Origin of the sequence: Gilliamella mensalis, assembly GCF_900103085.1 — a bacterium.
GTDB lineage: Bacteria > Pseudomonadota > Gammaproteobacteria > Enterobacterales > Orbaceae > Gilliamella > Gilliamella mensalis.
Window position 1 is genome coordinate 172,542 of sequence record NZ_FMWR01000007.1, and the last position, 26,681, is coordinate 199,222.

The 26,681-nt window shown below is 35.8% G+C and carries 20 protein-coding genes; 16 read left to right on the top strand and 4 right to left on the bottom strand.

What is annotated here, in order from left to right; translation table 11 throughout:
• Positions 1–9 precede the first annotated feature (9 nt).
• A complete protein-coding gene (locus BQ5209_RS03810) occupies positions 10–681 on the bottom strand; it encodes an MtnX-like HAD-IB family phosphatase (RefSeq protein ID WP_085247220.1) in 672 nt (223 codons plus the stop codon).
• A gap of 218 nt (positions 682–899) precedes the next feature.
• Here BQ5209_RS03810 and BQ5209_RS03815 point away from each other — a divergent pair, with 218 nt between their 5' ends.
• The 3 genes from BQ5209_RS03815 (at position 900) to glnS (ending at position 4,914) form a co-directional block, all read left to right on the top strand.
• Entirely contained in the window at positions 900–1,631 is a 732-nt protein-coding gene (locus BQ5209_RS03815) for a winged helix-turn-helix domain-containing protein (RefSeq protein WP_085247221.1), read from the top strand.
• Complete coding sequence (locus tag BQ5209_RS03820) at positions 1,628–2,983, top strand: ATP-binding protein (RefSeq protein WP_085247222.1); 1,356 nt, start codon at positions 1,628–1,630, stop codon at positions 2,981–2,983. The genes BQ5209_RS03815 and BQ5209_RS03820 overlap by 4 nt, the downstream gene beginning before the upstream one ends.
• 254 nt (positions 2,984–3,237) lie before the next feature.
• Positions 3,238–4,914 (top strand): glutamine--tRNA ligase, encoded by a 1,677-nt coding sequence (gene glnS / locus BQ5209_RS03825; RefSeq protein WP_085247223.1) that lies wholly within the window; start codon positions 3,238–3,240, stop codon positions 4,912–4,914.
• 87 nt (positions 4,915–5,001) lie between these two features.
• Here glnS and BQ5209_RS03830 read toward each other — a convergent pair whose 3' ends face one another.
• Positions 5,002–5,217 carry an endonuclease V gene (locus BQ5209_RS03830; protein WP_085247224.1) on the bottom strand — a complete coding sequence of 72 codons (216 nt, stop codon included), beginning with the start codon at positions 5,215–5,217 and terminating at the stop codon, positions 5,002–5,004.
• A 799-nt stretch (positions 5,218–6,016) separates the two neighbouring features.
• Between BQ5209_RS03830 and plsB the strand changes: the two genes are divergently transcribed.
• From plsB to nrdG, 13 genes are all read left to right on the top strand, one after another.
• Complete coding sequence (gene plsB / locus BQ5209_RS03835) at positions 6,017–8,446, top strand: glycerol-3-phosphate 1-O-acyltransferase PlsB (protein WP_085247225.1); 2,430 nt, start codon at positions 6,017–6,019, stop codon at positions 8,444–8,446.
• 269 nt (positions 8,447–8,715) lie between these two features.
• Positions 8,716–11,784, top strand: coding sequence for a formate dehydrogenase-N subunit alpha (gene fdnG, locus BQ5209_RS03840; protein WP_085247226.1), 3,069 nt, complete (start codon positions 8,716–8,718; stop codon positions 11,782–11,784).
• A 15-nt stretch (positions 11,785–11,799) separates the two neighbouring features.
• Positions 11,800–12,774 carry a formate dehydrogenase subunit beta gene (gene fdxH / locus BQ5209_RS03845; RefSeq protein WP_085247227.1) on the top strand — a complete coding sequence of 325 codons (975 nt, stop codon included), beginning with the start codon at positions 11,800–11,802 and terminating at the stop codon, positions 12,772–12,774.
• Entirely contained in the window at positions 12,767–13,453 is a 687-nt protein-coding gene (locus BQ5209_RS03850) for a formate dehydrogenase subunit gamma (RefSeq protein WP_085247228.1), read from the top strand. Before fdxH ends, BQ5209_RS03850 begins: the two co-directional genes overlap by 8 nt.
• Before the next feature lie 110 nt (positions 13,454–13,563).
• A complete protein-coding gene (gene fdhE, locus BQ5209_RS03855) occupies positions 13,564–14,472 on the top strand; it encodes a formate dehydrogenase accessory protein FdhE (protein WP_085247229.1) in 909 nt (302 codons plus the stop codon).
• A gap of 199 nt (positions 14,473–14,671) precedes the next feature.
• A complete protein-coding gene (locus tag BQ5209_RS03860; RefSeq protein ID WP_085247230.1) occupies positions 14,672–15,631 on the top strand; it encodes an ABC transporter substrate-binding protein in 960 nt (319 codons plus the stop codon).
• A gap of 291 nt (positions 15,632–15,922) precedes the next feature.
• Positions 15,923–16,900 carry an ABC transporter substrate-binding protein gene (locus BQ5209_RS03865; RefSeq protein ID WP_085247231.1) on the top strand — a complete coding sequence of 326 codons (978 nt, stop codon included), beginning with the start codon at positions 15,923–15,925 and terminating at the stop codon, positions 16,898–16,900.
• A 59-nt stretch (positions 16,901–16,959) separates the two neighbouring features.
• Positions 16,960–17,904 (top strand): ABC transporter permease, encoded by a 945-nt coding sequence (locus BQ5209_RS03870; RefSeq protein WP_085247232.1) that lies wholly within the window; start codon positions 16,960–16,962, stop codon positions 17,902–17,904.
• 2 nt (positions 17,905–17,906) lie between these two features.
• Positions 17,907–18,701 carry an ABC transporter ATP-binding protein gene (locus BQ5209_RS03875; protein ID WP_085247233.1) on the top strand — a complete coding sequence of 265 codons (795 nt, stop codon included), beginning with the start codon at positions 17,907–17,909 and terminating at the stop codon, positions 18,699–18,701.
• 339 nt (positions 18,702–19,040) lie between these two features.
• Positions 19,041–20,303 carry a transcription termination factor Rho gene (gene rho / locus BQ5209_RS03880; RefSeq protein ID WP_085247234.1) on the top strand — a complete coding sequence of 421 codons (1,263 nt, stop codon included), beginning with the start codon at positions 19,041–19,043 and terminating at the stop codon, positions 20,301–20,303.
• A gap of 170 nt (positions 20,304–20,473) precedes the next feature.
• Positions 20,474–21,886, top strand: coding sequence for an NADP-dependent phosphogluconate dehydrogenase (gene gnd, locus BQ5209_RS03885; protein WP_085247235.1), 1,413 nt, complete (start codon positions 20,474–20,476; stop codon positions 21,884–21,886).
• A 362-nt stretch (positions 21,887–22,248) separates the two neighbouring features.
• Positions 22,249–24,384 (top strand): anaerobic ribonucleoside-triphosphate reductase, encoded by a 2,136-nt coding sequence (gene nrdD, locus BQ5209_RS03890; RefSeq protein WP_085247236.1) that lies wholly within the window; start codon positions 22,249–22,251, stop codon positions 24,382–24,384.
• Between the two features lie 17 nt (positions 24,385–24,401).
• Positions 24,402–24,866: an anaerobic ribonucleoside-triphosphate reductase-activating protein gene (gene nrdG / locus BQ5209_RS03895; protein ID WP_085247237.1), complete on the top strand. Its 465-nt coding sequence runs from the start codon at positions 24,402–24,404 to the stop codon at positions 24,864–24,866.
• Between the two features lie 14 nt (positions 24,867–24,880).
• On the opposite strand, the gene can is transcribed toward nrdG, so the two are convergent.
• Positions 24,881–25,540 (bottom strand): carbonate dehydratase, encoded by a 660-nt coding sequence (can, locus tag BQ5209_RS03900; protein WP_085247238.1) that lies wholly within the window; start codon positions 25,538–25,540, stop codon positions 24,881–24,883.
• Between the two features lie 52 nt (positions 25,541–25,592).
• Positions 25,593–26,651 (bottom strand): FAD-binding protein, encoded by a 1,059-nt coding sequence (locus BQ5209_RS03905; protein WP_085247239.1) that lies wholly within the window; start codon positions 26,649–26,651, stop codon positions 25,593–25,595.
• Positions 26,652–26,681: the final 30 nt, after the last annotated feature.

Here is a 26,681-nt window from a genome sequence, read left to right on the forward strand (position 1 = left end):
TTATATTCCTTACTCTTTTTCTATCATGACAGGAATTAGCGAATCCTGAGCCTGTCTTAAGGCTTGTGTTACATTAGCAAAACTATTGATGGTACAGTGTTCAATCCTATTTTTTTCACAATAGTGAACCAGTTTATCTTTGGCAAACACAAAATCAACATTATGTGATACGCAGAAATCTGACGAACCATCACCAACATATAGTATTTGTGGAAAATGTTGTTGTTTTTTAACATGATTACATTTGCAATTACCACTTTTTTTGATGCAGTTTTTGCTTGCATAGGGAAACTCAAGGCGCCAACTACGCATGTGATTATGGAGCAATTTATTGGCAAAAATTGGCAAATGTTTAATACCATGATGTTTTAAAATAAACTCAATGGCATAATCAAGCCCATCGCTCACTACGTGAACGGGAATCTTATTTTTTTCGGTATAATGAATAAAGGATTTAAAATCCGGATCAATTTCGATTTGTGATAAGATGTCATTGAGCTCATCTAAGCTTGCATCCATTAACGCAATTTGCTTGCTCATACATTCTTGAGAGCCAATTTTGCCATCAAGCCATAACGTTTCGAGTTCATCACAACCATCTTGACCGAAATGACTAAGCAACGTGTCGGTAACATCTTTCACGCTAATTGTGCCATCAAAATCACATAAAACAATTGGCATGTGATTTTGTGTATAAGATGGTTGAAAAAGAGAGTTTGCTATTGATGAAAAAGTGTTCATTTTAGATGTAAAAATAGTCTATTTAAAGATATTACGCAGATTTTCGCATAAAGTGACAAAAAAATTTGTTGGCTCTTTGTATATATTTTGTAACGTGGGGGGAATTGTTTGTATAATAAGACTTCGTTAAGTACAGCTGTGGTAATTAAGAACAGATTATGAGTGAACGTATATTAATCATCGAAGATGATCAGCGGCTAGCCAATTTAATTCAAGTTTATCTAATTCGGCAAGGGTATCTTGTTCAATGGCATAATAGTGGAGCTGGTGCTGAAGAAAAGATCCAACAACTTAATCCAGATCTGGTTATATTAGATGTGATGTTACCTGAAAAAACAGGTTTTGATATTTGTCGTGATATACGCACATGGTTTACTAACTATATCCTTATTATGACGGCTAGTGAAGATAATATCGATGAAATTGTTGGGTTGGAATTGGGGGCCGATGATTATTTAGCTAAGCCCGTTGAGCCAAGATTACTGCTTGCTCGAATACGAGCCTTATTACGCCGGAAACAGATAGAAACTGATAAAGATAATCATAAAGAATTGACTTTGCCTCAAGCAAATAATAAAACGCTAATATTTGATAATTTAATTATTGATGGTGAAAACCGAAAAGTGCTCTTGCAAAAGCAAGAAATTGATTTAACGACTGCTGAATTTGATCTATTATGGCTACTTGCCCATAATGCAGGGACAATTTTATCCCGAGATGATATTTTTTCTCAGGTAAGAGGGATCGATTTTGATGGCAGTGATCGTTCTATTGATGCTCGTGTTTCAAGACTTCGTCGTAAATTACTCGATGACCCAGATAATCCATTGCGTATCAAAACCGTGCGTGGTAAAGGTTATTTATTTATGCGAGAGGGAGAAAACCATTGAGTCAATTATTAGCTAAACCGCTATTTTTTAATCGCCGGATTATATTTTATCTGGTCATTTTGCTCCTATTGCAAAGTATTATTTCTTATGGCGCTTTATTAGTTTTTGATTCATTACCATCATCAGTAACCGATATGCCAGATGATCATGTTGTGCTTCGAGAATCTCAGCGAGGCACAGTAAACCTGATTCGTATGCAAATTCACGAGCATAAAAATCGTCCCCTTCAAGAAGTGGTCAGTGAATTACAACCTTATTTTGGTTACCCTATCGAAATATTGCCAATTAACACACCGTTACCCTATGAGGTACTTGAGGAGTTACAGAAACTGGACTTTTCTTATGATGCTGACAAAGAGGTCGTTTACGTTGATTTAAAAGATGGCAATTTACTCCAATTAGGCCCCATTGCGATGCGAGATATTTTAGCATCTAATACCATGTCATTGACCATTTTTCTTATTATTTGGGCTTTATTTAGCGCTATCATCTTTTTTATTTTAATTTATATGGCATTTAGCGCTGTTTGGAAAGATTTGGTTAATATCAGGCAAACAGCCGAACAGCTTGGGCAAGGTAATTTAAAAGCACGAACCGAAAATGTTAAAGGTTGGTTGTTTAAGCCGCTAGCTAATGTATTAAATAATATGGGTGCACATATTGAACACTTAGTGAGTACCAACCAAACGATTTCCCATGCGATGGCACACGAACTACGCACTCCTCTTGCCCGTATGCGGTTTGAACTTAGTATGCTTGAAGAATCTCACGATGAACAAGAAAAACGCCTTTTACAAAAAGGCATGAGTGATGATATTAACGAGCTTGAAACATTAATTAATGCCAGCTTGAATTATTTTAAAATGCAACAAAGCAACATTGAGCTAAACTTAACGCGTGTATCACTAAAAGAGTGGAGCGAAAAAGTGTGCCAATCGCTGGCGTTATTCAAACCGAAAGGGTTTGAGCTAACTTGTAATAGCCAAAATGTATACGCTATGATTGATACCAATTTAGTTGAAACCATTGTTAAAAATCTGCTACTTAATGCGTTTAAATATGCAGCACATAAAGCGGTTTTAAATATAGCCAAATATGAAAATCGTGTCATCTTTGAGATAGATGATGATGGTGCAGGAATTCCTTTTGATGCGCGCGAAAAGATTTTTATGCCTTTTGCCAGACTTGATACTAGCCGTACACGTTCAACTGGGGGTTATGGGCTTGGTTTAGCTTATGTGAAATTAATGGCAGAATTTCATAATGGCAAAGCCTTTGTGGTAACCAGTCCTCTTGGTGGTGCAAGATTTGTGGTTTCGTTAAAGTCAGGTGGTGAAGAAAATAATCATTGATCGGGTCTTTAGGAGATTAGTTGAATAGACCATCGATTTTATTTGATTTTTTGTTTTGTTTTTTTGGGTAAAAAATAGTTTTTTTATTAAAAAACAGCAAGGTTTAGTTAAAAGCTCATTTTGTCGATGCCAATTGCCTGTTTTCCGTTTCAGAAATAAAAAAAATTTGTTATATTCGTCAACTAACATAATCAGCAATGACAAAGTAAACATTCTTGCTTTGTTATTAATAAATATATCACCAGAGGTTTTTTATGAGCGGTGCATTACCGACTGAGACTGATAATCGTCCATCTAACTTTATTCGTCAAATTATTGATGCTGATTTAGCAGCAGGAAAATATAAAACAACGCATACCCGCTTTCCACCAGAGCCAAATGGTTATTTACATATTGGTCATGCTAAATCAATTTGTTTAAATTTTGGTATTGCGCAAGATTATCATGGTAAGTGTAACTTGCGTTTTGATGATACCAATCCTGCTAAAGAAGATATAGAGTATGTTGAGTCGATCAAACAAGATGTCCGTTGGTTAGGATTTGAGTGGGATGGAGAAATTTGTTACTCATCTGACTATTTTGACAGACTTTATGAATATGCAATTGAATTAATTAATAAAGGACTTGCTTATGTTGACGAACTTTCAGCTGATGAAATTCGTGAATATCGAGGAACACTTACTCAACCAGGAAAGAATAGCCCTTATCGCGATCGTAGTGTTGAAGAAAACTTAGCACTTTTTACACAGATGAAAGAAGGTAAATTTGCTGAAGGAAAAGCTTGCCTAAGAGCCAAAATTGACATGGCTTCGCCGTTTATTGTAATGCGTGATCCGGTGATATACCGCATTAAATTTGCCGAGCATCACCAAACAGGTAATAAATGGTGCATTTACCCAATGTACGATTTTACCCATTGTATTTCAGATGCGATCGAAAATATTACCCATTCACTTTGTACGCTTGAATTCCAAGACAATCGCCGTTTATATGACTGGGTATTAGACAATATTACGATCGAAGCGCATCCTCACCAGTATGAATTTTCAAGATTGAATTTAGAGTACGCTATTACTTCTAAACGTAAGCTAAACCTATTAGTATCAGAAAGCATTGTTGACGGCTGGGATGATCCACGCATGCCAACGGTATCAGGATTACGTCGTCGTGGTTATACACCTGCTTCGATTCGTGAATTTTGCCGTCGAATTGGGGTGACCAAACAAGAAAATACTGTTGAAATGGGTACCCTTGAGTTTTGTATTCGTGAAGATCTGAATGAAAACGCACCTCGTGCAATGGCAGTGTTAGATCCAGTTAAAGTTGTGATCGAGAACTTCTCGGATACGATTGATGAAGTGCTTAGTATGCCAAATCACCCAAATCGCCCAGAATTAGGTGCTCGCGAAGTGACATTCACGCGTGAAATTTACATCGACCGAGCTGATTTTAGGGAAGAAGCTAACAAGAACTACAAGCGTTTAGTACTTGGTAAAGAAGTACGTTTACGTAATGCCTATGTGATTCGTGCTGAGCGCGTTGAAAAAGACGCCGAAGGCAACATCCAAACAATCTATTGTAGTTACGATCCCGCCACGTTAAATAAAAATCCGGAAGATGGTCGTAAAGTGAAAGGTGTTATTCATTGGGTTTCGGCTAAATTTGCCAAACCGGCTGAAATTCGCCTGTATGATCGTTTATTTAATACACCAAACCCTGGTGCAGCTGAGGACTTTTTATCAACCATTAATCCTAATTCATTACTTATTAAGCAGGGTTTTGTTGAACCAAGTTTACAACACGCACAAGCCGAATATGCTTACCAATTTGAACGTGAAGGCTACTTCTGTTTAGATAGTAAGTTTGCAACTGAAGATAAGCTCGTGTTTAACCGAACTGTTGGTTTAAGAGATAGTTGGAACGAAGCATAATTTAACACGTCGTCTATTGGTCGACTTAAGTCAACCAATAGACGGCATTTCAGTGATCTATTCCTCATGTGTAAATAATTTTGTTTATTATTCTAAATAATTTAGTAAATCAGGTATTCGGTATTTTCCCGCCATTGTTTGTACCTTTTTTGCTGCACTTTCTAACGATATGCCGATTGAAGTCACATATAAAGGATGTCTACTCTTACTAAGTATCACTTCAATCAAATATTCGCTATTGCCTGAAAAAGGTTTTTTAGCAACCCCAATAATAGGAATAGTTTTATTCAAAGCATTATACAAATGCCACTTAAACCAATCTTACCTTTATCTAAATGTACATAACCATCAATCACGATGCTGGTAGTTAAATAGTGATATTATGCAAGGTAATTGTCGTTGATATGACTGACTAGTTTGATAGGGCGTAACATTATCTTGATCATCTGTAATTACGTGTTTAATTTCAGACGTCGAATCAGTCCAACGATTAAATAAAACACCGACCTATTTTGTGCGGTTATCAAAGTAATAAACATCTATTGTAAGTATCATATTAAGTTATATTCTCTTTAGAATGTTATTTATACATCTATCAATATTTTGAAATAAGAAAGTACAATATTTATAATTAATTTACACAATAAAGCTCGTATCAGTATTAATTATTTTTTGTTTATTATTAAATATTCTTAATAAATAGGAGCTTTTCAATGAGCATATGCCTGTACACTAAATAGTTCATCATTAAAAAAATTAATAGGTTAAAATTTATTTAAATTTACCTGAATTGGCAGGTTAGACGCTTTGTTACTACAGTGAAAGCAGATTAGATGCATGGCATTGATAGTGATAAACCGTTATAATCTGGTTTTAATTTACCTATAATCACATAACCTAAAGATTATGCAAAATTTATAATGATTGAACGGTAACAAGTATATATTTAATTCATGGCTCTTTTTAATGCATATAAATTCATGCATAAACAACACTATTTAGCTCGACAAGCAAAACACTGATTGTTGTTTTAGTGGGGCAGTTACACAATTAGAATCGATTAAGTATATCAATAACACAAATGTATGAGGTTTATTTTTTTATGTTTTCTTGGTGGACTAAAGTTTATTTTTTTCTTATCCAAATATTGGTGAAACTTTTTGTTAAAAGTAAACCAATTCCGACTTATCCTATAACGGAATTAGACCTTGATACCCACAAACCAATTTTATACGTGCTACCTTACAATTCTCAAATCGATTTGATGGTAATTCGATCGCTTTGTTTACAATATAATTTACCCGATCCCTTAGTTGGCATTGATATCAATGATAAAACCATTCCCGCCTATATCTATATTGATAAAGGTCCCGGTATTTTTGCGTCCAATCAACAAAAAAATAAAGCGATTGAAATTTTAAGAGATTATATTTTGGCTCATCAACAAAATCATGATCTTGATATCCAAATGTTACCTGTTTCGGTTATGTTTGGCCGTCGACCAAATACCGAAGGGAAAAAAAAATTATCACTACAAGTGCTTGGTGCAACCAGTAAATTTTTAAAAATAATCATATCCGGACGAGACTGTTATACCCGATTTTCTCGACCTGTTTCATTTAAGAATATTCATGTTGATAAACAGCAAGATCTTCCTGTTTTAGCTCATAAATTATCGCGCGTTGCTCGGATTCATTTTGTAAAACAAAGAATAGCATCTGTCGGACCAAAACTACCTGTTCGCCAAGAAATGCTTAATAAATTATTAACTAATCCAGAGCTATCAAAGGCAATACAAGAAGAAGCAAAAAGCAAAAATATTAGTCTTGATAAGGCACAAAAAAATGCATTAACGATGCTAAATGAAATAGCGGCTAATTTTGCGTACCGTATGCTAAGAATTACAGATTTTGTTCTTACCTGGGCTTGGAATAGGCTTTATCAAGGTCTTGACGTTACTAACGCCGATCCGGTGCGAGAACTTGCACAAAATGGACATGAAATTGTCTATGCTCCTTGCCACCGTAGTCATATGGATTACTTGTTATTATCTTATGTCCTTTATCGACAAGGGTTAGTTCCACCTCATATTGCAGCAGGCATTAACTTAAACTTTTGGCCAGCGGGGCCTATTTTTAGACGATTAGGTGCATTTTTTATTCGCCGATCATTCCGAGGAAATAAACTCTATACATCTGTTTTTCGTGAATATTTAGCTGAACTTTTTATCCGCGGTTATGCTGTTGAGTATTTTGTTGAAGGCGGGCGATCACGTACAGGTCGGTTACTCGATCCTAAAACAGGTATGTTAATGATGACAATTCAAACATTATTACGTGGTGAAGCAAGACCAATTACTGTTGTGCCTGTTTATATTGGTTATGAGCATGTTCTAGAAGTTGCTACCTATGCCAATGAATTACGAGGTGCAAAAAAAGAAAAAGAGAGTTTATGGCGGACTATAAAAGCATTTTTAAAACTTAAAAAATTGGGATTTGGTTATGTCAATTTTGGTCAACCTATACCACTAAATCAATTTTTAAACCAACATATTCCTGAATGGCGCGAGGCTATAGAACCAACGGGCACTCAGCGCCCTCAATGGTTGACACCAACAACTAACTTACTTGCCAAGAAAATTATGGAACACATCAATTCATCAGCAGCAATCAATGCAATGAACTTATGTTGTTCAATATTATTGGCAGCAGATCAACGAGCATTAACCAAAGTTAGGCTCATTGAACTAATTGATTATCTGTTAAAATTATTAAAAAACAATCCTTATTCTGATTTGATAACTATTCCAGAACAAACACCAGAAGAACTGTTTGAGCATGCCAAAGAAATGGGGAAATTTGTTATTACAACAGACGAAGCTGGCGAAATTATCGCGTTTACTGCCGAACAAGCGGTGTTAATGACTTATTATCGCAATAATATTCAGCATTTGCTGATTATTCCTGCTATCGTGGCGAGAATTTTACTCAAGCATAACCGAATTTCATCTGACGAAGTTTTAGAACAAGTAAAACTACTTTTTCCTTTAATTAAATCGGAGTTATTTCTTTATCATAATGATGATCAGCTCACTGAGTATGTTGATAAAATTATTAAAACTTACGCTCAGCTAGGTCTAATCAGTTATTCACCTGATAAATTAAGCTTAAACTATTTAAAAATATCAGTATTACAATTAATTGCTTCATCATCTAAAGATACGTTGCAACGCTATGCTATTGCTTTTTCTATATTGCAAAAAGATCCAACGATTAAGAGAGCAACATTAGAAAAAGAAAGTCGATTAATTGCTGAACGATTATCAGTTTTACATGGCATCAATGCACCAGAATTTTTTGATAAAGGTGTATTTTCAATACTTGTTGCATCATTACGAGCACAAGGTTATTTAGATGATCAAAGTGGAACTAACTTACCAAAAATAGAAAAACTAAATGAAATACTCAAACCGCTCATTACCACAAGAATAATGCAAACGATTGATGAAATAAATCCTTTAGTAAAACAATAACAGAACAATATTATTGGGTTCAGCTTATTCTTTTATTTAAATGAGTAATTTTATAATTATAAATAGGTCTTTTACATAAACAGTGAAAATAAATTGATATAAAAATAACCCTTTCGACTAAAAATTTGATGTATGTCGATTTTTAGTCACTCCTTCTCGTTTTTCCCTTTATTTCCATTTCATTAAAGATTATCATTACAACTTATAAGGATGTTAATCGCTTCCAAAATAATAAATAATATAATATTAGCTTTCAATAAGGGGTAGATATGCGATTTAACCGTAGACAGTTCTTTAAGATCTGTGCTGGTGGTATGGCTGGAACAACGGTAGCTACGCTTGGATTTTCTCCGAATGTGGCGCTTGCACAAACTCGCCAATTTAAATTATTAAAATCAAAAGAAACTCGTAATAATTGTACCTATTGCTCGGTAGGATGTGGAATGTTGTTATATAGCCGTGGAGATGGTGCAAAAAATGCTGAATCGTCCATATTCCATATTGAAGGAGATCCAGACCATCCAGTTAGTCGCGGTTCACTTTGTCCTAAAGGCGCTGGTGTACTTGACTATATAAAAAGTGAACAACGTGTCAAATCCCCTGAATATCGCGCACCAGGCTCTGATAAATGGCAACAAATTAGTTGGGATGAAGCCATTGACCGCATTGCTCGCTTAATGAAAGCTGACCGAGATAAAAACTTTATTGAAAAAAACCAACAAGGAACAACAGTTAATCGCTGGACAACAACAGGCTGGCTTGTGACCTCGGCTGCGAGTAATGAAACAGGTTGGCTAGCATTTAAAGTTGCCCGAGCATTAGGCATGCTAAGCCTTGAAACTCAAGCAAGGGTTTGTCATGGTCCTTCAGTGTCAAGCTTAGCGGCAACATTTGGCCGTGGAGCCATGACTAATAATTGGAACGATATCAAAAATGCCAATGTTGTTATCGTGATGGGCGGTAATGCGGCCGAAGCACATCCTGTTGGCTTTAAATGGGCAATAGAAGCGAAAATTAATAATGGCGCAGAACTGATTGCTATCGATCCACGTTTTCATCGAACAGCTTCAGTAGCTGATCTATATGTCCCCATTCGTTCAGGTTCGGATATTGCTTTTTTACTCGGTATTATCAATTATCTTATTACTAATAATGAAGTTAACTTTGATTATTTAGTGACACATAGTAATGCGAGTTTAATTGTTCGTGATGATTTTAATTTCGATGAAGCGACAGGGCTCTTTAGTGGCTATAAAGTAGAAACTAAACAATATGATCAAATAAGCTGGGCTTATCAGAAAGATGACAATGGTTATGCGCTTCGAGATAAAACACTCAGCCATCCTCGCTGTGTATGGAATCTACTTAAAAACCATGTCAGCCGTTATACACCTGAAATGGTAAATAAAGTGACTGGAAGCCCAGTTGACGGATTTTTACATGTTTGTCGCTCACTTGCAAGCACCAAAACTAATGATAGAGCAGCCACCTTTTTATATGCATTAGGATGGACTCAGCATTCTTATGGTTCACAAATTATCCGTACAGCTGCAATGATTCAGCTTATTTTAGGTAATATTGGTGTAATGGGCGGTGGAATTAATGCACTACGTGGGCATTCCAATATTCAAGGTTTAACTGATGTCGGTTTATTATCTAATCGTTTACCTGCTTATCTTGATTTACCTAAAGATTCACAGGTTTCACTCGAACAGTATTTAGCGGAAAAAACACCTAAACCTCTTGGTCCTCAAGAAGTTAATTTTTGGGCAAATTACCCAAAATTCTTTGTTAGTTTCATGAAATCAATGTATGGTGATAAATCAACTCAAGATAACAATTGGGGATTTGACTGGTTACCAAAATGGGATGAAACTTATGATGTTTTAAGATTCAGTAAAATGATGCGTGATGGTCAAGCCAATGGTCTTATTTGTCAAGGCTTCAATCCTCTTGCAGCTTTACCAGATAAAAATAGTATCCGTAATGGATTATCGAACTTGAAGTTTTTAGTTAGTATTGACCCTATGCCAACTGAAACAGCAGAGTTTTGGAAAAATCATGGTGAATCGAATGACGTTGATCCCAGCCAAATCCAGACAGAAGTTTTTAGGCTACCTTCAAACTGTTTTGCTGAAGAAAACGGTACTATCGTTAACTCTTCGCGTTTATTGCAATGGCACTGGGCTGCGGCAAGACCACCTTATGAGTCATTATATGATCCAGAAATCATCGCTCGCATTTTTTTGAAAATTAAAGAGCTATATGCCCAAGAAGGTGGTGCGTATCATGAGCCAATTAATAACTTAGTTTGGGACTATCAAAATCCTGAAGGTCCGGCTGCAGAAGAGCTAGCGCAAGATTATAATGGGCGAGCCCTTGCTGATCTCACCGATGCAAATGGTAATATTATTCTTAAAAAAGGACAGTTACTAAGTGGTTTTGCCCAACTAAAAGCAGATGGAACAACATCCTCAGGGATATGGATATTCTGTGGTTCATGGACAGAGCAAGGCAACCAAATGGCAAGGCGTGACCCAAGCGATCCGTCAGGTAAAGGTATTCATGCCGGTTGGGCTTGGGCATGGCCGATGAATCGGCGTGTACTTTATAATCGAGCTTCAGCCGATGAAAATGGCAATCCATGGGATCCCAAACGCGTACTGGTAAAATGGAATGGTTCAAGCTGGGACGGTAATGATGTCCCTGATTTTACCGCAACGTTATCGCCAAGCGCTGGAGCGGGTGCCTTTATCATGAATAACGATGGTTTAGGGGGCTTATTTTGTTTAAACCGATTAGTTGATGGTCCATTCCCTGAACATTATGAACCGTTTGAAACACCAATTACCAATAATCCATTGCATCCAAATCAAGTGAGTAGTCCTGTGGCTCGCGCATTTAAAGAGGATTTGGCTCGCTTAGGAAATGCCAGTGAATTTCCTTATGTTGGTACTACTTATAGTATCACCGAGCACTTCCACTTTTGGACTCAACATGCAAGATTGGCATCTATTACTCAACCAGAACAATTTATTGAGCTAAGCGAAAACCTTGCCAATAAAAAAGGCATAAAACTAGGCGATACTGTAAAAGTGACTTCATATCGGGGTTATATCAAAGCTAAAGCTGTTGTGACAAAGCGTCTTCCGACATTAACTGTTGATGGTAAAGAAATCGAGACCATTGGAATTCCTATTGTTTGGGGATTCACCGGTCAGACAAAGAAAGGATTTTTGGTGAATGAATTAACGCCACATTTAGGTGATGCCAATTCACAAACACCAGAGTACAAATCATTTTTAGTCAATATTGAAAAAGTGACCAGTGCGGCATAAGGAGGAAGGTAAATTATGTCATTACAAACACAAGATATTATTCGCCGCTCGGGAACCAATTCGTTAACGCCTGCGCCACGAGCACGCGATTACCAACAAGAAGTGGCTAAATTAATTGATGTAACCACATGTATTGGCTGTAAGGCTTGTCAAGTTGCTTGTAGCGAATGGAATGATCTTCGTGCAGAAGTGGGTAATACCGTCGGTGTTTATGATAATCCGGCTGATTTAGAACCCAAAGCATGGACAGTAATGCGCTATTCAGAAGTTGAGGTTAACGGCAAATTTGAATGGCTGATTCGTAAAGATGGCTGTATGCACTGTTCTGATCCTGGCTGTTTGAAAGCCTGCCCATCAGAAGGGGCTATCATTCAATACGCCAATGGTATTGTTGATTTTCAATCGGAACACTGCATTGGTTGTGGTTATTGTGTCGCTGGTTGCCCGTTCAATATTCCTCGAATTAGCAAAGAAGATAATCATTCGTACAAATGTACTTTATGTGTGGATCGCGTTGCGGTTGGGCAAGAGCCTGCTTGCGTTAAAACCTGCCCAACTGGTGCTATTCACTTTGGTACTAAACAAGATATGATTCGTCATGCTGAAAATCGTATTGTAGACTTAAAAAAACGTGGTTTTGAGCATGCCGGTCTTTATGATCCACAAGGTGTTGGTGGTACTCACGTTATGTATGTTTTACACCATGCTGATCAACCAGAACTGTATCACGGCCTACCAAAAGACCCGCAAATTAGTGAAATCGTCAAATTTTGGAAGGGTATTTGGAAACCGTTATCCGCAGCTGCATTTGTTGCAACATTTGGAGGTTTGCTTTTCCATTACATGGGCGTTGGTGCAATTGAAGTGGATGAAGATGACATTGAAGAAGAAAAAGAAGTCGATAGGCAAACTCGAAAACGTTTAGGCTTACCAGTTTGGGGGCGCCAAAATAGCGCTAATTCATCACAACAGGAGAATCATCATGAATAAAAAAGGGATGATTTTAAGAACACCACTTATTGTTCGTTTCTGCCACTGGTGTATGGTGTGTCTGTTTATTCTTACTGCACTTTCGGGTTTATCTCTGTTTTTCCCGTCGATGAAACTGTTTGGTTTAGTCCTTGGTACACCGCAATTAGTGAGAGCATTACATCCAATTATTGGTTGTGTTGTTTTTGTTTTACTAATGTTTATGTTTTTAAAGCTTGCTCATCATAATATACCTAATAAACAAGATATTGTATGGTTAAAAAACTTTAAAAGCGTCATTATGGGCAAAGAAGAAGGTATTCCAATTGGTAAGTATAATGTAGGTCAAAAGTTTTTATTCTGGTGCATTATGAGTTTAATTTTTGTATTATGTATCACCGGACTAATCATGTGGCGCCGATATATCTCTGATTATTTTCCAGTACAGGTTGTACGTATTGCGATATTCTTTCACTCGCTTGCCGCTATTGCTTTAATTTTACTTGCCATTGGTCATGCTTATATGGCAATTTGGGTTAAAGGATCAATTAAAGGGATGATAACAGGTTATGTATCACGTGCTTGGGCACGAAAAAATCATTCTGCTTGGTATGAAGAAGAAATGGAAAAAATTTATCAAAATGAATTAAATGCAAAGGCAAAATCTGAAGTAGAACCTGTTGAGCACAAGCCTGCATAGTCATTCTTTTATATCGCTAATTGTATTTTCCGCTGATAGTCACTATCAGCGGAGTTATCTTAGTAGTAAAAATCAGTGATGAGTGAAATCACAGTCAATGAGCAATTATAATGAGTATCAAAATTATCCCTCAAGAGCAACTTGAACAGCAAGCTACAAACTCAGTTATTAGGCAAATTCCATTACTTTTTTATCCATCGCCTAAAACGCTTTATATTCATCGAGCAGAGCGTTTAAAAATCCTTGCAAACAATAGCCCAATTAGTTATTATTTGAAATTTTGTGCAATAATCGCCGAAAAACAAGCGAATTTAATTAAACATAAGCCTATAGATATTGATGTATCGTGTTTATTAACCAGCGAGCATCCACCACTTAGTTTAGATAACTTGCCACTTAAAAATACTTGGCAAGATTACTTAACTTCATTATTGGACTCATTTTCTGATGTGAGTCAACAAATTACTTTAGTCATAGAACAGCTTAAAAACAATAGCTCTGTAGAATTACAAGATAAAGCATTGCATTTACTTAAAGGAGAATTTGATCAAGTCGATGGCAATGAAACAATATTTATTTGGTCATCATTATCGGTTTATTATTGCCAACTTGCGAGCCAAATTAAAGGTAAAGCTATCGCTGAAAATACCGATAAACTTTGGTTGTGTCCAGTTTGTAATAGTATGCCTATAGCTAGTGTGATTCAATTAGGTAGTCACAATGGTTTGCGCTATTTGCACTGTAGTTTATGTGAAAGTGAATGGTATGTACCTAGAGTTAAATGTACCTGTTGTGATAACATGAAAGACATACAATATCTTGCACTAGAAAAGGATCTTGCGGCAACAAAAACTGAGTGTTGCAACGCTTGCCACAGTTATCTAAAAATACTCGATCAAGACAAAGACCCTCATATTGAAGTCGTCGCTGATGATATTGCCTCATTGATATTAGATATCAAAACAGAAGAAGAAGGTTTTGCAAAAAGTGGTGTAAATCCTTTTATATTTGCTAAATAAAAAAACTTATATACTGGTACCTATAAAAATTGAGTTTTATGGGTATTGATTATGAAATTATTTTTTAAATAATTAATTATTTAACTAATGTTGTAATGCTAATATTTATTTATATAAGAATTAATTAACAAATACAACTTAACTTTTTAGCTTAATAAAGCTAGAATAGAACCATTGTACTAGTTTGTGAGTTCGGTTTATGAAGAGCTTTATTTTATTAATAATATTTTTGTTTACACCTTTTTTTAGTTTCGCAACTATAATAAAAAATGTCGCAATTACTGCTATTGTTGAACATCCTTCATTAGATCAAATTCGTGATGGTGTTAAAGATGAATTGGCAGAAAATGGCTATAAGTTAAACGAGAATTTAACGGTGCAATATAAAAGTGCACAAGGAAGCAGTGCTACCGCAGCCCAAATTGCTAGACAATTTGTTGCTGCTAAACCAGATGTCATTGTGGCAATAGCAACACCAAGCGCTCAAGCAACTGCTGCTGCAACCAAACAAATCCCTGTTGTATTTGCTGGAATTACCGATCCTATCGCGGCTAAATTAGTTAAAAAATGGCAACCTACAGGTACAAATATCACCGGTGTTTCTGATTATCAAGAAATAGGGCCACAAATCGATTTTATGAAGAAAATTGTGCCTAATGTTAAATCAATAGGATACATTTATAGCCCAAGCGAAATTAACTCAACTGTTGTGTTAAAAAATCTGCAACTTCTTTTATCTCAACAAAATATTGCTTTGTTTGCCGTACCAGCCCAACGAACCGCTGATATTTCAACAGCTGTTAATACATTAAAAGGTAAAGTCGATTTAATCTATACAACAACCGATAACAATGTGGTTTCGGCTTATGAGTCATTGGTAAAATTTGCTAATGAAAATAAAATACCTCTTTTAGCCTCGTTTCCTGATGCAATTGAACGTGGAGCTGTTGCTGCATATGGCATGAGTTACTATGATGTGGGGCGTCAATCAGGTAAACTTGTTGTCCGTATACTAAAGGGTGAAAAACCAGGAAGTATCGCTCCAGAAATAGGACACGCTCTACGCCTTGTCATCAATATTGATGCTGCTAAAAAACAAGGGCTAATTTTGCCTTCTGAAGTTATTCAATCAGCTTACAAAGTCATCGGTAATAATTAAGTCCAATCTCACTAGAATGAATCAAGAACGTTGCTCATTTTATTAGGTGGGCAAAGAAAAAAATGGTATAAATAACCCATTTTAACCAATTAATATAACCTATCATCCTTGTCATCCAATAACTAGATTAGTATCACTTAACATAGTATGCCGATATGACATCAAATTATTTATAAGTGTAATAAAATATTTACACCTATAACTTTTTTTACTCTAGAAAATTATCTGTTTTTGCTTTATAGTAACTCAATATTTAACTTGGTTGTAAAAAAAATATTACAGGAGTGCCTTATGCGTAATTCTATTATTAAACTTTTTATGCTACTTAGTTTATCGTTTGCTGCGTTCTACTCTTCAGCAGAAGTTAAAACTGAACAAAAATTTGTTGCCATTACAGCAATCGTTGAGCACCCAGCATTAGATAATGTGCGTAAAGGTGTTGAAGATGAGTTAAAGGACAATGGTTACATTGCTGGCGAAAATTTAAAATTACAATTTTCAAGCGCACAAGGCAGTAGTGCCAATGCAGCCCAAATTGCGAAACAATTTGTAGCAAGTAAACCAGATGTTATCGTCGGAATTGCCACGCCAAGTTCACAAGCATTAGTTGCGACAACAAAACGCATTCCGATTGTTTTCACCGCTGTTACCGATCCAGTAGTAGCAAAATTAACCCCAAGTTGGGATGCATCAAAAACAAACGTAACTGGTGTATCAGATGCCTTATCACTTGCTGCTCAAATCGAACTGATGTTAAAAATTAAACCCGATGCTAAAAATATTGGTTATGTTTATAGTCCAAGTGAAACTAATTCAACAATTATACTAAAGCAATTGCAGATTGAACTAGAAAAACGAGGTATGAAAATTATTGCCGCTCCAGCCCAGCGCACTTCTGATATATCAACAGCAGCGAGAAGTTTAAAAGGTAAGGTAGATATGATTTATACTACTACTGATAATAACGTAGTTTCTGCGTATGAAGCTTTAGCTAAAGTGGCTAATGAAAGTAAAATCCCCCTTGTTGCTTCCAACCCTGAATCGGCAGAACGTGGCGCAATTGCCGCTTTAGGTATGAGTTATTATGATCTTGGTCGCCAAGCTGGTAAAATTGTTATCCGTATACTTAATGGTGAAAAACCGGGCGATATTCCACCGCAAGTGGGGAATGTTACTCAATTGATAATAAATAAAAAAGCCGCTGAACGCCAAGGTGTTATATTATCTGAAAATGTATTAAAATCAGCGACCAAAATTGTCGAAAAATAATTTTACTTTTTTCTAACTAAATCGCCAACTTTGGCGATTAACTTTAATGGATTTTTTTAATGTCTTTTGAATTTTTATTAGGCTCGATTGGAATTGGACTTATTTATGCACTAGTGAGTTTAGGTGTATTTATCTCCTTTCGTTTACTTGATTTTCCAGACCTAACTGCTGATGCGAGCTTCCCTCTCGGTGGAGCAGTATGTGGATTGTGTATTTATGTAGGCATCGATCCTTGGATAGCAACATTATTCGGTATGTTTGCTGGCTGTCTTGCTGGTGCGATGACCGGAATACTGTATGTGAAGCTCAATATTCTTCAATTATTATCAAGTATTATTGTCATGATAGGGCTCTATTCTATCAATTTAAGAATATTAGGTATTGGACCTTATGTTATGGATGAAACAACTCGACTAGCAGGTTCACCTAATCTTTCTTTACTTGATGCCAAAACAATATTTTCACCATTTATTGCTGACGACTACAGTAATCAATATATTGTGCAGCCTCTTATGATATTAGGCTTTGTGCTTGTATTTTGGATGTTACTAAATCTATTTTTAAATACTCAAAAAGGACTTGCCTTACGAGCAACAGGAACTAATCCTAGAATGGCAAAATCTCAAGGGATACCAACAGATAGCATAACCATTTTGGGTATGGCCATCTCAAATGGTTTAATTGCGCTAGGTGGTTCCCTTTTTGTGCAAACGCAAGGTAGTGCCGACATTACCATTGGTGTTGGTACAATTGTAATTGGTCTTGCCTCAATTATTATTGGTGAAAGCCTATTTCCCACTAAACGTATTTGGGCTGTGATGCTAGCTGTTATTTTCGGTTCTATTTTATATCGTTTATTCATTGCTTTTGCGCTTAGTAATGAGTTTTTACAAGAAATCGGTGTTGGAACAGAAGATCTAAATCTAATCACAGCAATACTTGTTGTGCTAGCTCTAGTAGTGCCTAAGCAATTAAAAAAACACGCCAAAATAAGAGGGAAGTAAGCATGATTAAAGTAGAAAAATTGCAATTAACCTTTAATCGAGGAACTCCGATCGAAAATCATGTCTTACGAGGATTAAATCTCAATATTAGTGAAGGGGAATTTGTTACTATTATTGGTAGTAATGGAGCGGGGAAAAGCTCGTTACTCAATGTGATTAGTGGTGATTTACTTGTTGACTCTGGTCATGTTGTTATTAATGGTCAAAATGTAACTCGCTGGCCAGCATGGAAGCGAGCCGGTATGGTTGCTCGTGTATTCCAAGATCCTATGGTTGGCACGTGTGAAAACTTAACTATCGAAGAAAATCTAGCTATCGCCTATAACCGTGGACATCGTTTTACTCTGTCTTCAGCGCTTAATCACGAAATCAGAACAATATTTAAAGAAAAACTGGCTACTTTAAATTTAGGTCTTGAAAATCGGTTATCAGATATGATGGGATTACTTTCTGGTGGTCAAAGACAAGCAATTAGTTTGTTAATGTCAACTTTACAGCCATCTAAACTATTATTGCTTGATGAACATACTGCAGCACTTGATCCAAAAACTGCAAAGTTTGTTTTAGAGCTTACTAATGAAATTGTTTTAAAAAATCAATTGACTACGATGATGGTTACCCATTCCATGAAACAAGCATTAGAGTATGGGACCAGAACTGTGATGCTTCATCAAGGGCAAGTAGTGCTGGATGTATCTGGAGAACAACGCGCTAAATTAACAGTAACTGATTTATTAGATATGTTTGAAAAAACACGCGGTGAAAAAGTTGCGGATGATGCGTTACTTTTAGGTTAAACCATAAACAAAAAGCAATATTTTTTATATTGCTTTTTGTTATATCGTTTTGCTCGATCTAGCAATCTAGAACAATCAATTTAATTAAATATAGACATATCAATATTTTTAGTGTACATTGCTAACCTCTTACAAATATTCCTTTCTAAAATTCATTGTTTTTATTGGTAAAGTGGTGAAACTCTATATTCAGATCTTTAATTATCATCAAAAGCTTAGTAATCGATTGAATTTATGTGTTGTAAGAGAGAGAGATTTTTATAAGTACATGAAGCAAATATACAAAAATAATATTAAATTACAAACATATCAATTTTATCCTCAAGAATTTTTAAAATTATGAATTTAACTGAATTAAAAAACACTTCTGTTTCCGAGCTTGTATCGCTTGGTGAAAAAAAAATGGGGCTTGAAAATCTTGCCCGCCTTAGAAAACAAGACATTATTTTTGCAATTTTAAAGCAGCATGCCAAAAGTGGTGAAGATATTTTTGGTGATGGTGTACTTGAAATTTTGCAAGATGGATTTGGCTTTTTACGTTCAGCCGATAGTTCTTATTTAGCTGGCCCTGATGATATTTATGTATCACCAAGTCAAATTCGACGATTTAATTTAAGGACTGGCGATACAATTGCAGGTAAGATCCGTCCACCAAAAGAAGGTGAACGTTATTTTGCTTTGTTAAAAGTAAATGAAGTCAATCACGATAAGCCAGAAGACGCCCGCAACAAAATTCTTTTTGAAAACTTAACTCCACTTCATCCAAATTCTCGTTTACGTATGGAGCGAGGTAATGGTTCAACTGAAGATATCACAGCAAGAGTACTTGATTTGGCATCGCCAATTGGTAAAGGTCAACGTGGCTTGATTGTTGCGCCACCAAAAGCAGGTAAAACAATGCTTTTGCAAAATATTGCTCAAAGTTTAGCGGTCAATCATCCTGAATGTGAGTTAGTCGTCTTGATGATTGATGAACGTCCAGAAGAAGTGACTGAAATGCAGCGTTTAGTTAAAGGCGAAGTGGTTGCTTCAACATTCGATGAACCTGCAGCAAGGCATGTTCAAGTTGCTGAAATGGTTATTGAACGGGCAAAACGTTTAGTTGAACATAAAAAAGACGTGATTATTTTATTAGATTCAATCACCCGTTTGGCTCGTGCATACAATACTGTTGTTCCTTCATCAGGTAAAGTATTAACCGGTGGTGTGGATGCCAATGCGTTACATCGCCCAAAACGCTTTTTTGGTGCAGCCCGTAATGTAGAAGAAGGCGGCAGTTTAACAATTATTGCAACCGCACTGATTGATACTGGTTCTAAAATGGACGAAGTTATCTACGAAGAGTTCAAAGGTACGGGTAATATGGAAGTTCATTTATCACGTAAAATTGCTGAGCGTCGTGTGTTCCCAGCCATTGACTTTAATCGTTCAGGTACACGTAAAGAAGATTTAATGACCTCGCCAGATGAATTACAAAAAATGTGGATTTTACGCAAAATCCTTAACCCAATGGGTGAGACTGATGCGATGGAATTTTTGATCGATAAACTAGCTATGACTAAAACTAACGATGAGTTTTTCGAAATGATGAAGCGGTCATGATGTGTGTAGTTGATGGTAAATATCATTAACGTTATGAAAAGAGTCGTATTATATTTTGATACGGCTTTTTTATGGAAATTATAAAATAATTTATAAAACTTAATTAAGTTTTAGATGTTGTCAAAAGCCTTATGGTTAAGGTTATAAAGGTTTAATAAAGGAGCCAACTCATGTCAAAACAACAAATCGGTGTTATTGGAATGGCAGTTATGGGGCGAAATCTTGCGCTCAATATTGAAAGCCGCGGATTTTCTGTTGCTATTTACAATCGCTCTAAAGATAAAACAGAGCAAGTTATGGCTGAACATTCTGATAAACAATTGGTTCCTTATTTTACAATTGAAGATTTTGTCAATTCTTTAGAAAAACCACGTCGCATCCTAATCATGGTGCAAGCGGGTAAAGGTACTGATGCTGTAATTGATGAACTACGCCCACTTTTAGATAAAGGTGATATCATTATCGACGGTGGTAATGCTTATTTTGAAGACACAATTCGTCGTAATAAAACGTTATCAGCTGAAGGATTTAACTTTATTGGTGCAGGTGTTTCTGGTGGAGAAGAGGGTGCACTAAAAGGTCCATCAATTATGCCAGGTGGACAAAAAGAGGCTTATGAATTAGTTGCGCCAATATTAGAGCAAATTGCCGCTAAGGCAAACGGTGAACCGTGTGTAGCTTATATTGGTCCAAATGGGGCTGGTCATTATGTAAAAATGGCACATAACGGCATTGAGTATGGCGATATGCAACTCATAGCAGAAAGCTACTGGGTATTAAAACATGCCGCTGGGTTAACGAATGATGAAATTGCAGAGGTGTTTACCGATTGGAATAAAGGTGAATTAGACAGTTATTTGATCGAAATCACTGCCGATATTTTTAAACATAAAGACGAAGAAGGTCATTATTTAGTTGATGTGATTTTAGATGCTGCAGGTAATAAAGGTACAGGTAAATGGACCAGTCAGAGTGCTTTAGATTTGGGTGAGCCTTTGTCATTAATTACTGAGTCTGTATTTGCTCGTTATTTATCAGCAATTAAAGAGCAGCGAGTGGTGGCTGCAAAAATATTAAAAGGTCCTCAAAAACAGTCTTATAATGGCGATAAGAAGGAACTTATAGAAAAAATTCGTAAAGCCCTATATATGGGTAAAATTATCTCTTATGCACAAGGTTTTGCGCAGTTAAAAGCCGCATCCCATAAATATCAATGGAATTTGAATTATGGTGAAATAGCTAAAATTTTTAGAGCAGGGTGTATTATTCGTGCACAATTTCTTCAAAAAATTACCGATGCTTATGTTCATAATAATGAGATCGATAATTTGTTATTAGCACCTTATTTTAGTCAAACGGTCGAAGCTTACCAACAATCGTTGCGTGATGTAGTATCTTTAGCTGTACAACAAGGTATTGCAGTTCCAACACTTTCTGCGGCTATTGCTTATTATGATAGCTATCGTTCGGCGGTATTACCCGCTAATTTAATTCAAGCACAACGAGATTACTTTGGCGCTCATACTTATGAACGTATTGATAAAGAAGGTGTATTCCATACCGATTGGTTAAATATAGAATAATCATGTTTTCACTTTAAAATCTTATTTTAGTATACAAAAGTGCAAATAAGTTTTGCACTTTTGTTTATTCTTTTTTAGTAAACTTATTTGTTATGTTTCTATCTCAATATCTTAGTACCTCGTAAATGCTTGTCATTATTGATTTTAAAATTTTAAAGTCATTTCATTTATTAAAAAACTAGAAAAACACTATATATAGTGTATAATTCGCATAATGTTGACTATATATAGTATTGTGTAAGTGGTATGAAAGTCTAAGGTTATATCATAAAAAACGAATAATTTGATAAAAATGAATAATAACAAAGAATATTAATATTGATATAACACTGATGACAAGGGGCTAATTATGAGGAGTGTATATGCCTGTAGTAATTAAACGAGATGGTTGTCAAACTGCATTTAATGAGACTCGAATTAGAGATGCCATTGTCAAAGCTGCGGTGGCGGCTAATGTTCATGATCCAGATTATTGTGCAACGGTTGCTCGTGTGGTTACTAATCAAATGACCGAACGAGAAAGTGTTGATATCAACGAAATTCAAAATGCGGTTGAAAATCAGTTGATGTCAGGCCCCTATAAAAAATTAGCAAGAACTTATATTGAGTATCGCCATGATCGTGATCGCGCTCGTGAAGAACGTAGCCGACTAAATCAAGATATTCGTGGGCTCATTGAGCAAAGTAACGTTGCTATTTTAAATGAAAATGCTAACAAAGATAGCAAGGTGATCCCAACTCAACGTGATTTACTCGCAGGTATTGTAGCAAGGCATTATGCTAAACAATATTTATTACCAAAAGACATATCACGCGCTCATGATTGTGGTGAAATTCACTATCATGATTTAGATTATGCGCCATTTTTCCCAATGTTTAACTGTATGTTAATTGATTTAGATGGTATGTTAACTAATGGATTTAAAATGGGTAATGCTGAAATTGAGCCACCAAAATCAATTGCGACAGCCACAGCAGTAACGGCACAAATTATTGCGCAAGTCGCCAGTCATATTTATGGCGGGACGACTATCAATCGTATTGATGAAGTACTAGCAAAATTTGTTACCATCAGTTATGACAAACATAAACAAGTTGCTGAAGAGTGGAAGATTCCAAATCCGGAGGCTTATGCGAAAAGTCGAACGCTAAAAGAGTGTTATGATGCGTTTCAATCTCTCGAATATGAGGTCAACACTTTACATACCGCTAATGGTCAAACTCCGTTTGTTACTTTTGGCTTTGGTCTAGGAACTAGCTGGGAATCACGTTTAATTCAAGAATCTATTTTAAAAGTTCGGATTAAAGGACTCGGTAAAAATCATAAAACAGCTGTTTTTCCAAAACTGGTTTTTGCCATTAAAGATGGTATTAATCATAAACAAGGCGATACTAATTATGATATTAAACAACTTGCGTTGGAGTGTGCAAGTAAACGTATGTACCCAGATATTCTGAACTACGATAAAGTGGTTGAAGTTACTGGATCATTTAAAACGCCAATGGGTTGTCGAAGCTTTTTAGGTGTATATGAAGAAGATGGTCAATTAATTCATGATGGACGTAATAATTTAGGTGTGATTAGTTTAAACCTACCTCGTATAGCAATTGAAGCTAAAGGCGATGAAGCACGTTTTTGGGAAATTTTAGATAAACGTTTAGTGCTATGTAAAAAAGCATTAATGACGCGTATTGCTCGACTTGAAGGTGTAAAAGCACGTGTTGCGCCTATTTTATATATGGAAGGTGCGTGCGGTGTGAGATTGAACGAAGACGATAGTGTTTCTGAAATTTTTAAAAATGGTCGTGCTTCAATTTCTTTAGGTTATATTGGTCTTCATGAAACCTTAAATGCACTCTACGGAAATCAAACTCACCCATTTGATAGTGATAAATTACGTGAAAAAGGGCGTATAATTGTTAAGCATTTACGTAAAGCGGTAGATCAATGGAAGGATGAAACTGGCTATGGTTTTAGTTTATATAGTACACCAAGCGAAAATTTATGCGATCGATTCTGTCGACTTGATACCGCCGAATTTGGTGTAATTGCTGGTGTTACTGATAAAGGTTATTATACAAACAGCTTCCATCTTGATGTTGAGAAAAAAGTTAATCCGTACGAAAAAATCGAATTTGAAAAAACTTATCCTTCTATCGCAAATGGCGGATTCATCTGCTATGGCGAATACCCAAATATGATTAACAACATCAAAGCATTAGAGGACGTTTGGGATTACAGTTATACTCGAGTGCCTTATTATGGAACTAATACACCAATTGATGAATGTTACGAATGTGGTTACACAGGTGAATTTTCGTGTACTAGTAAAGGATTTGTTTGTCCAAGTTGTGGTAATCATGACTCTTCAAGAGTGTCTGTAACTCGCCGTGTTTGTGGATATTTGGGTAGTCCTGATGCCCGTCCATTTAATGCAGGTAAACAAGAAGAGGTAAAACGTCGAGTTAAACATTTGAATAATGGACAAATTGGCTAATAATAAATGCAATATTTATGAATTATCATCGTTATTATCCTGTTGATGTCGTTAATGGCGAAGGAACTCGCTGTGTACTTTTTGTGGCAGGTTGTGTTCATCAGTGCCTTGGTTGCTATAACAAAAGTACATGGGGCGTAAATTCAGGTTTGCCATTTACACAGTCACTTGAAGATCAAATCATTAAAGATTTACAAGATACTGAGATAAAACGCCAAGGATTATCGCTTTCTGGCGGTGATCCTTTACATCCTCAAAATGTTCCAACTATATTAAAGTTGGTTAAACGTGTTAAATCAGAGTGTAATAATAAAGATATCTGGCTTTGGACTGGGTATAAACTTGATGAGTTAACTTCTCAACAACAAGCGGTTATTCCTTATATTGATGTATTAATCGATGGAAAGTTTGTACAAGAACTTGCTGATCCTCGTCTATTGTGGCGAGGAAGCAGTAATCAAACTATCTATCGTTTTAAATAAAAAACCGGAGTTAATTATTGTGATTTATGTAAATTTAATAGATAAGAAATAGCTTCTCGGTAGTTAATTTCAAGATTTTCACTGCTGGATGATGTGATATGCAAATCAGTAATTTTACCGTTATGAATCCCATAAACCCAACCATGTAAATTAACTTTTTGACCTCGTTGCCACGCAGATTGAATAATTGTAGAGTGACCTAGGTTATATACTTGCTCGATCACATTAAGTTCACATAAAATATCTAAACGGGTATCGTGTGGGAATTCGCCTAGTAGTGAACTGTTTCGAAACCATAGATCTCGAATATGTAGTAGCCAGTTATTAATTAACCCTAAATCTGGATTTTCAACCGCATCACGAATTCCACCACAACCTAAATGACCACAAACAATGATATCTTCTATTTTAAGTACATCTACAGCATATTGAACAACTGATAAACAGTTTAGATCGGTATGAATAACAAGATTGCCTACATTTCTATGAACAAATAGCTCACCAGGTTTAAGCTTGATAAGTTTTTCTGCTGACACACGACTATCTGAACAGCCAATCCATAAAAATTTCGGATTTTGTTCAACAGCAAGTTGTTTAAAAAATTCTGGATCTTCTTGCTCTATTTTTTCTGACCATTCGTGGTTAAAACGAATCAAATCATTTACATCAAACATAACTAATATTTTCCTATATATTTCATCATTATTTTTTTACCATTTTATATTATTAAATTTGTTCAATATGCTGAATCTTACTTTTCATTATTAACTTACGCCATAAAGGGGTTGTTAATAGTTTAGCTTTCACAATTTTGCTATAAAGCTTGAAACGTAGTGGAATTGTACGTTGATAATAACATTTATTGGGTTTTGAGTGACCGTTATTTAAGACTTTACTTAGAATTTCCGCACTATCTAAAGCATAACTAATACCTTCTAAAGAACTTGCACTAATAAAACCTGCCGCTTCTCCAATAAGAAAGATATTTTCATTGCCCGTATAAAAATCTCGTAATCGATTTGGGTAAATCACTAAACATTTTTCTGTTTTGAGCGGTTTATCAAAAATAAATCCTTGTGTAGCTAATTTTTCTTTTAATTGCTCAAAATTTTTATTTGCTACTTTTTTGGGAAAAGCACCACCAAAGATAAAATAACCATCTTTTGAAATGTTCCAAGCATAGCAATTTGTTGATTCATTATCGAATATACACGAATTAAATGGATTTGAGCGTTGCTCTGTAAACCATTGTTGTATTGCTACATATTGTCTTATTGTATGCTGAGGATATCGCATCCGTCTAACAAGGGAATTGGCACCGTCAGCGCCGACCACATATTGAGCTGTGATATTATGCTCAGTCTTATTTTCAGTTTGATAGGTAATTTGATAACCATCAATGATACGCCTTACTTCCTTACAAAGTGTATTATGAAGAACAGTTACGTTTGATGGTATTAAAGATTTTAGCCATAGATCAAATTTATGCCTATCGAAACTCACATAACTTCGTTGATAATTGCGAACAAGTTTGGCTTGTAAGTCATAAGTTTTGACACTAAAAATTTGAGGATCTGTTAAAATATCAGTAGGTAAGTTCAAATTTTGGCGAACAAAGATCTTTTGTGCATCCTCTGCTAATAGTCCCCCACAAGGCTTCTGAAAACCTTCATCTCCTGATTGATGTTTTGCATCTAATGCAATGACTTTGAAAGAAGGTCTAAGTAAACGGGCTAGCGTACTGCCTGCGGGTCCAAGTCCTATGATTGCGATATCGTAATCCATTTTATTGTGTTGCTTGTTTTATCAGGTTTA

Bases quoted from the DNA above. Each gene is read 5' to 3' on its own strand.
- BQ5209_RS03810 (WP_085247220.1), bottom strand. From the start codon at position 681: ATGCCAATTGTTTTATGTGATTTTGATGGCACAATTAGCGTGAAAGAT.
- BQ5209_RS03815 (WP_085247221.1), top strand. From the start codon at position 900: ATGAGTGAACGTATATTAATCATCGAAGATGATCAGCGGCTAGCCAAT.
- glnS (WP_085247223.1), top strand. From the start codon at position 3,238: ATGAGCGGTGCATTACCGACTGAGACTGATAATCGTCCATCTAACTTT.
- plsB (WP_085247225.1), top strand. From the start codon at position 6,017: ATGTTTTCTTGGTGGACTAAAGTTTATTTTTTTCTTATCCAAATATTG.
- fdnG (WP_085247226.1), top strand. From the start codon at position 8,716: ATGCGATTTAACCGTAGACAGTTCTTTAAGATCTGTGCTGGTGGTATG.
- fdxH (WP_085247227.1), top strand. From the start codon at position 11,800: ATGTCATTACAAACACAAGATATTATTCGCCGCTCGGGAACCAATTCG.
- BQ5209_RS03850 (WP_085247228.1), top strand. From the start codon at position 12,767: ATGAATAAAAAAGGGATGATTTTAAGAACACCACTTATTGTTCGTTTC.
- fdhE (WP_085247229.1), top strand. From the start codon at position 13,564: ATGAGTATCAAAATTATCCCTCAAGAGCAACTTGAACAGCAAGCTACA.
- BQ5209_RS03860 (WP_085247230.1), top strand. From the start codon at position 14,672: ATGAAGAGCTTTATTTTATTAATAATATTTTTGTTTACACCTTTTTTT.
- BQ5209_RS03865 (WP_085247231.1), top strand. From the start codon at position 15,923: ATGCGTAATTCTATTATTAAACTTTTTATGCTACTTAGTTTATCGTTT.
- BQ5209_RS03870 (WP_085247232.1), top strand. From the start codon at position 16,960: ATGTCTTTTGAATTTTTATTAGGCTCGATTGGAATTGGACTTATTTAT.
- BQ5209_RS03875 (WP_085247233.1), top strand. From the start codon at position 17,907: ATGATTAAAGTAGAAAAATTGCAATTAACCTTTAATCGAGGAACTCCG.
- rho (WP_085247234.1), top strand. From the start codon at position 19,041: ATGAATTTAACTGAATTAAAAAACACTTCTGTTTCCGAGCTTGTATCG.
- gnd (WP_085247235.1), top strand. From the start codon at position 20,474: ATGTCAAAACAACAAATCGGTGTTATTGGAATGGCAGTTATGGGGCGA.
- nrdD (WP_085247236.1), top strand. From the start codon at position 22,249: ATGCCTGTAGTAATTAAACGAGATGGTTGTCAAACTGCATTTAATGAG.
- nrdG (WP_085247237.1), top strand. From the start codon at position 24,402: ATGAATTATCATCGTTATTATCCTGTTGATGTCGTTAATGGCGAAGGA.
- can (WP_085247238.1), bottom strand. From the start codon at position 25,540: ATGTTTGATGTAAATGATTTGATTCGTTTTAACCACGAATGGTCAGAA.
- BQ5209_RS03905 (WP_085247239.1), bottom strand. From the start codon at position 26,651: ATGGATTACGATATCGCAATCATAGGACTTGGACCCGCAGGCAGTACG.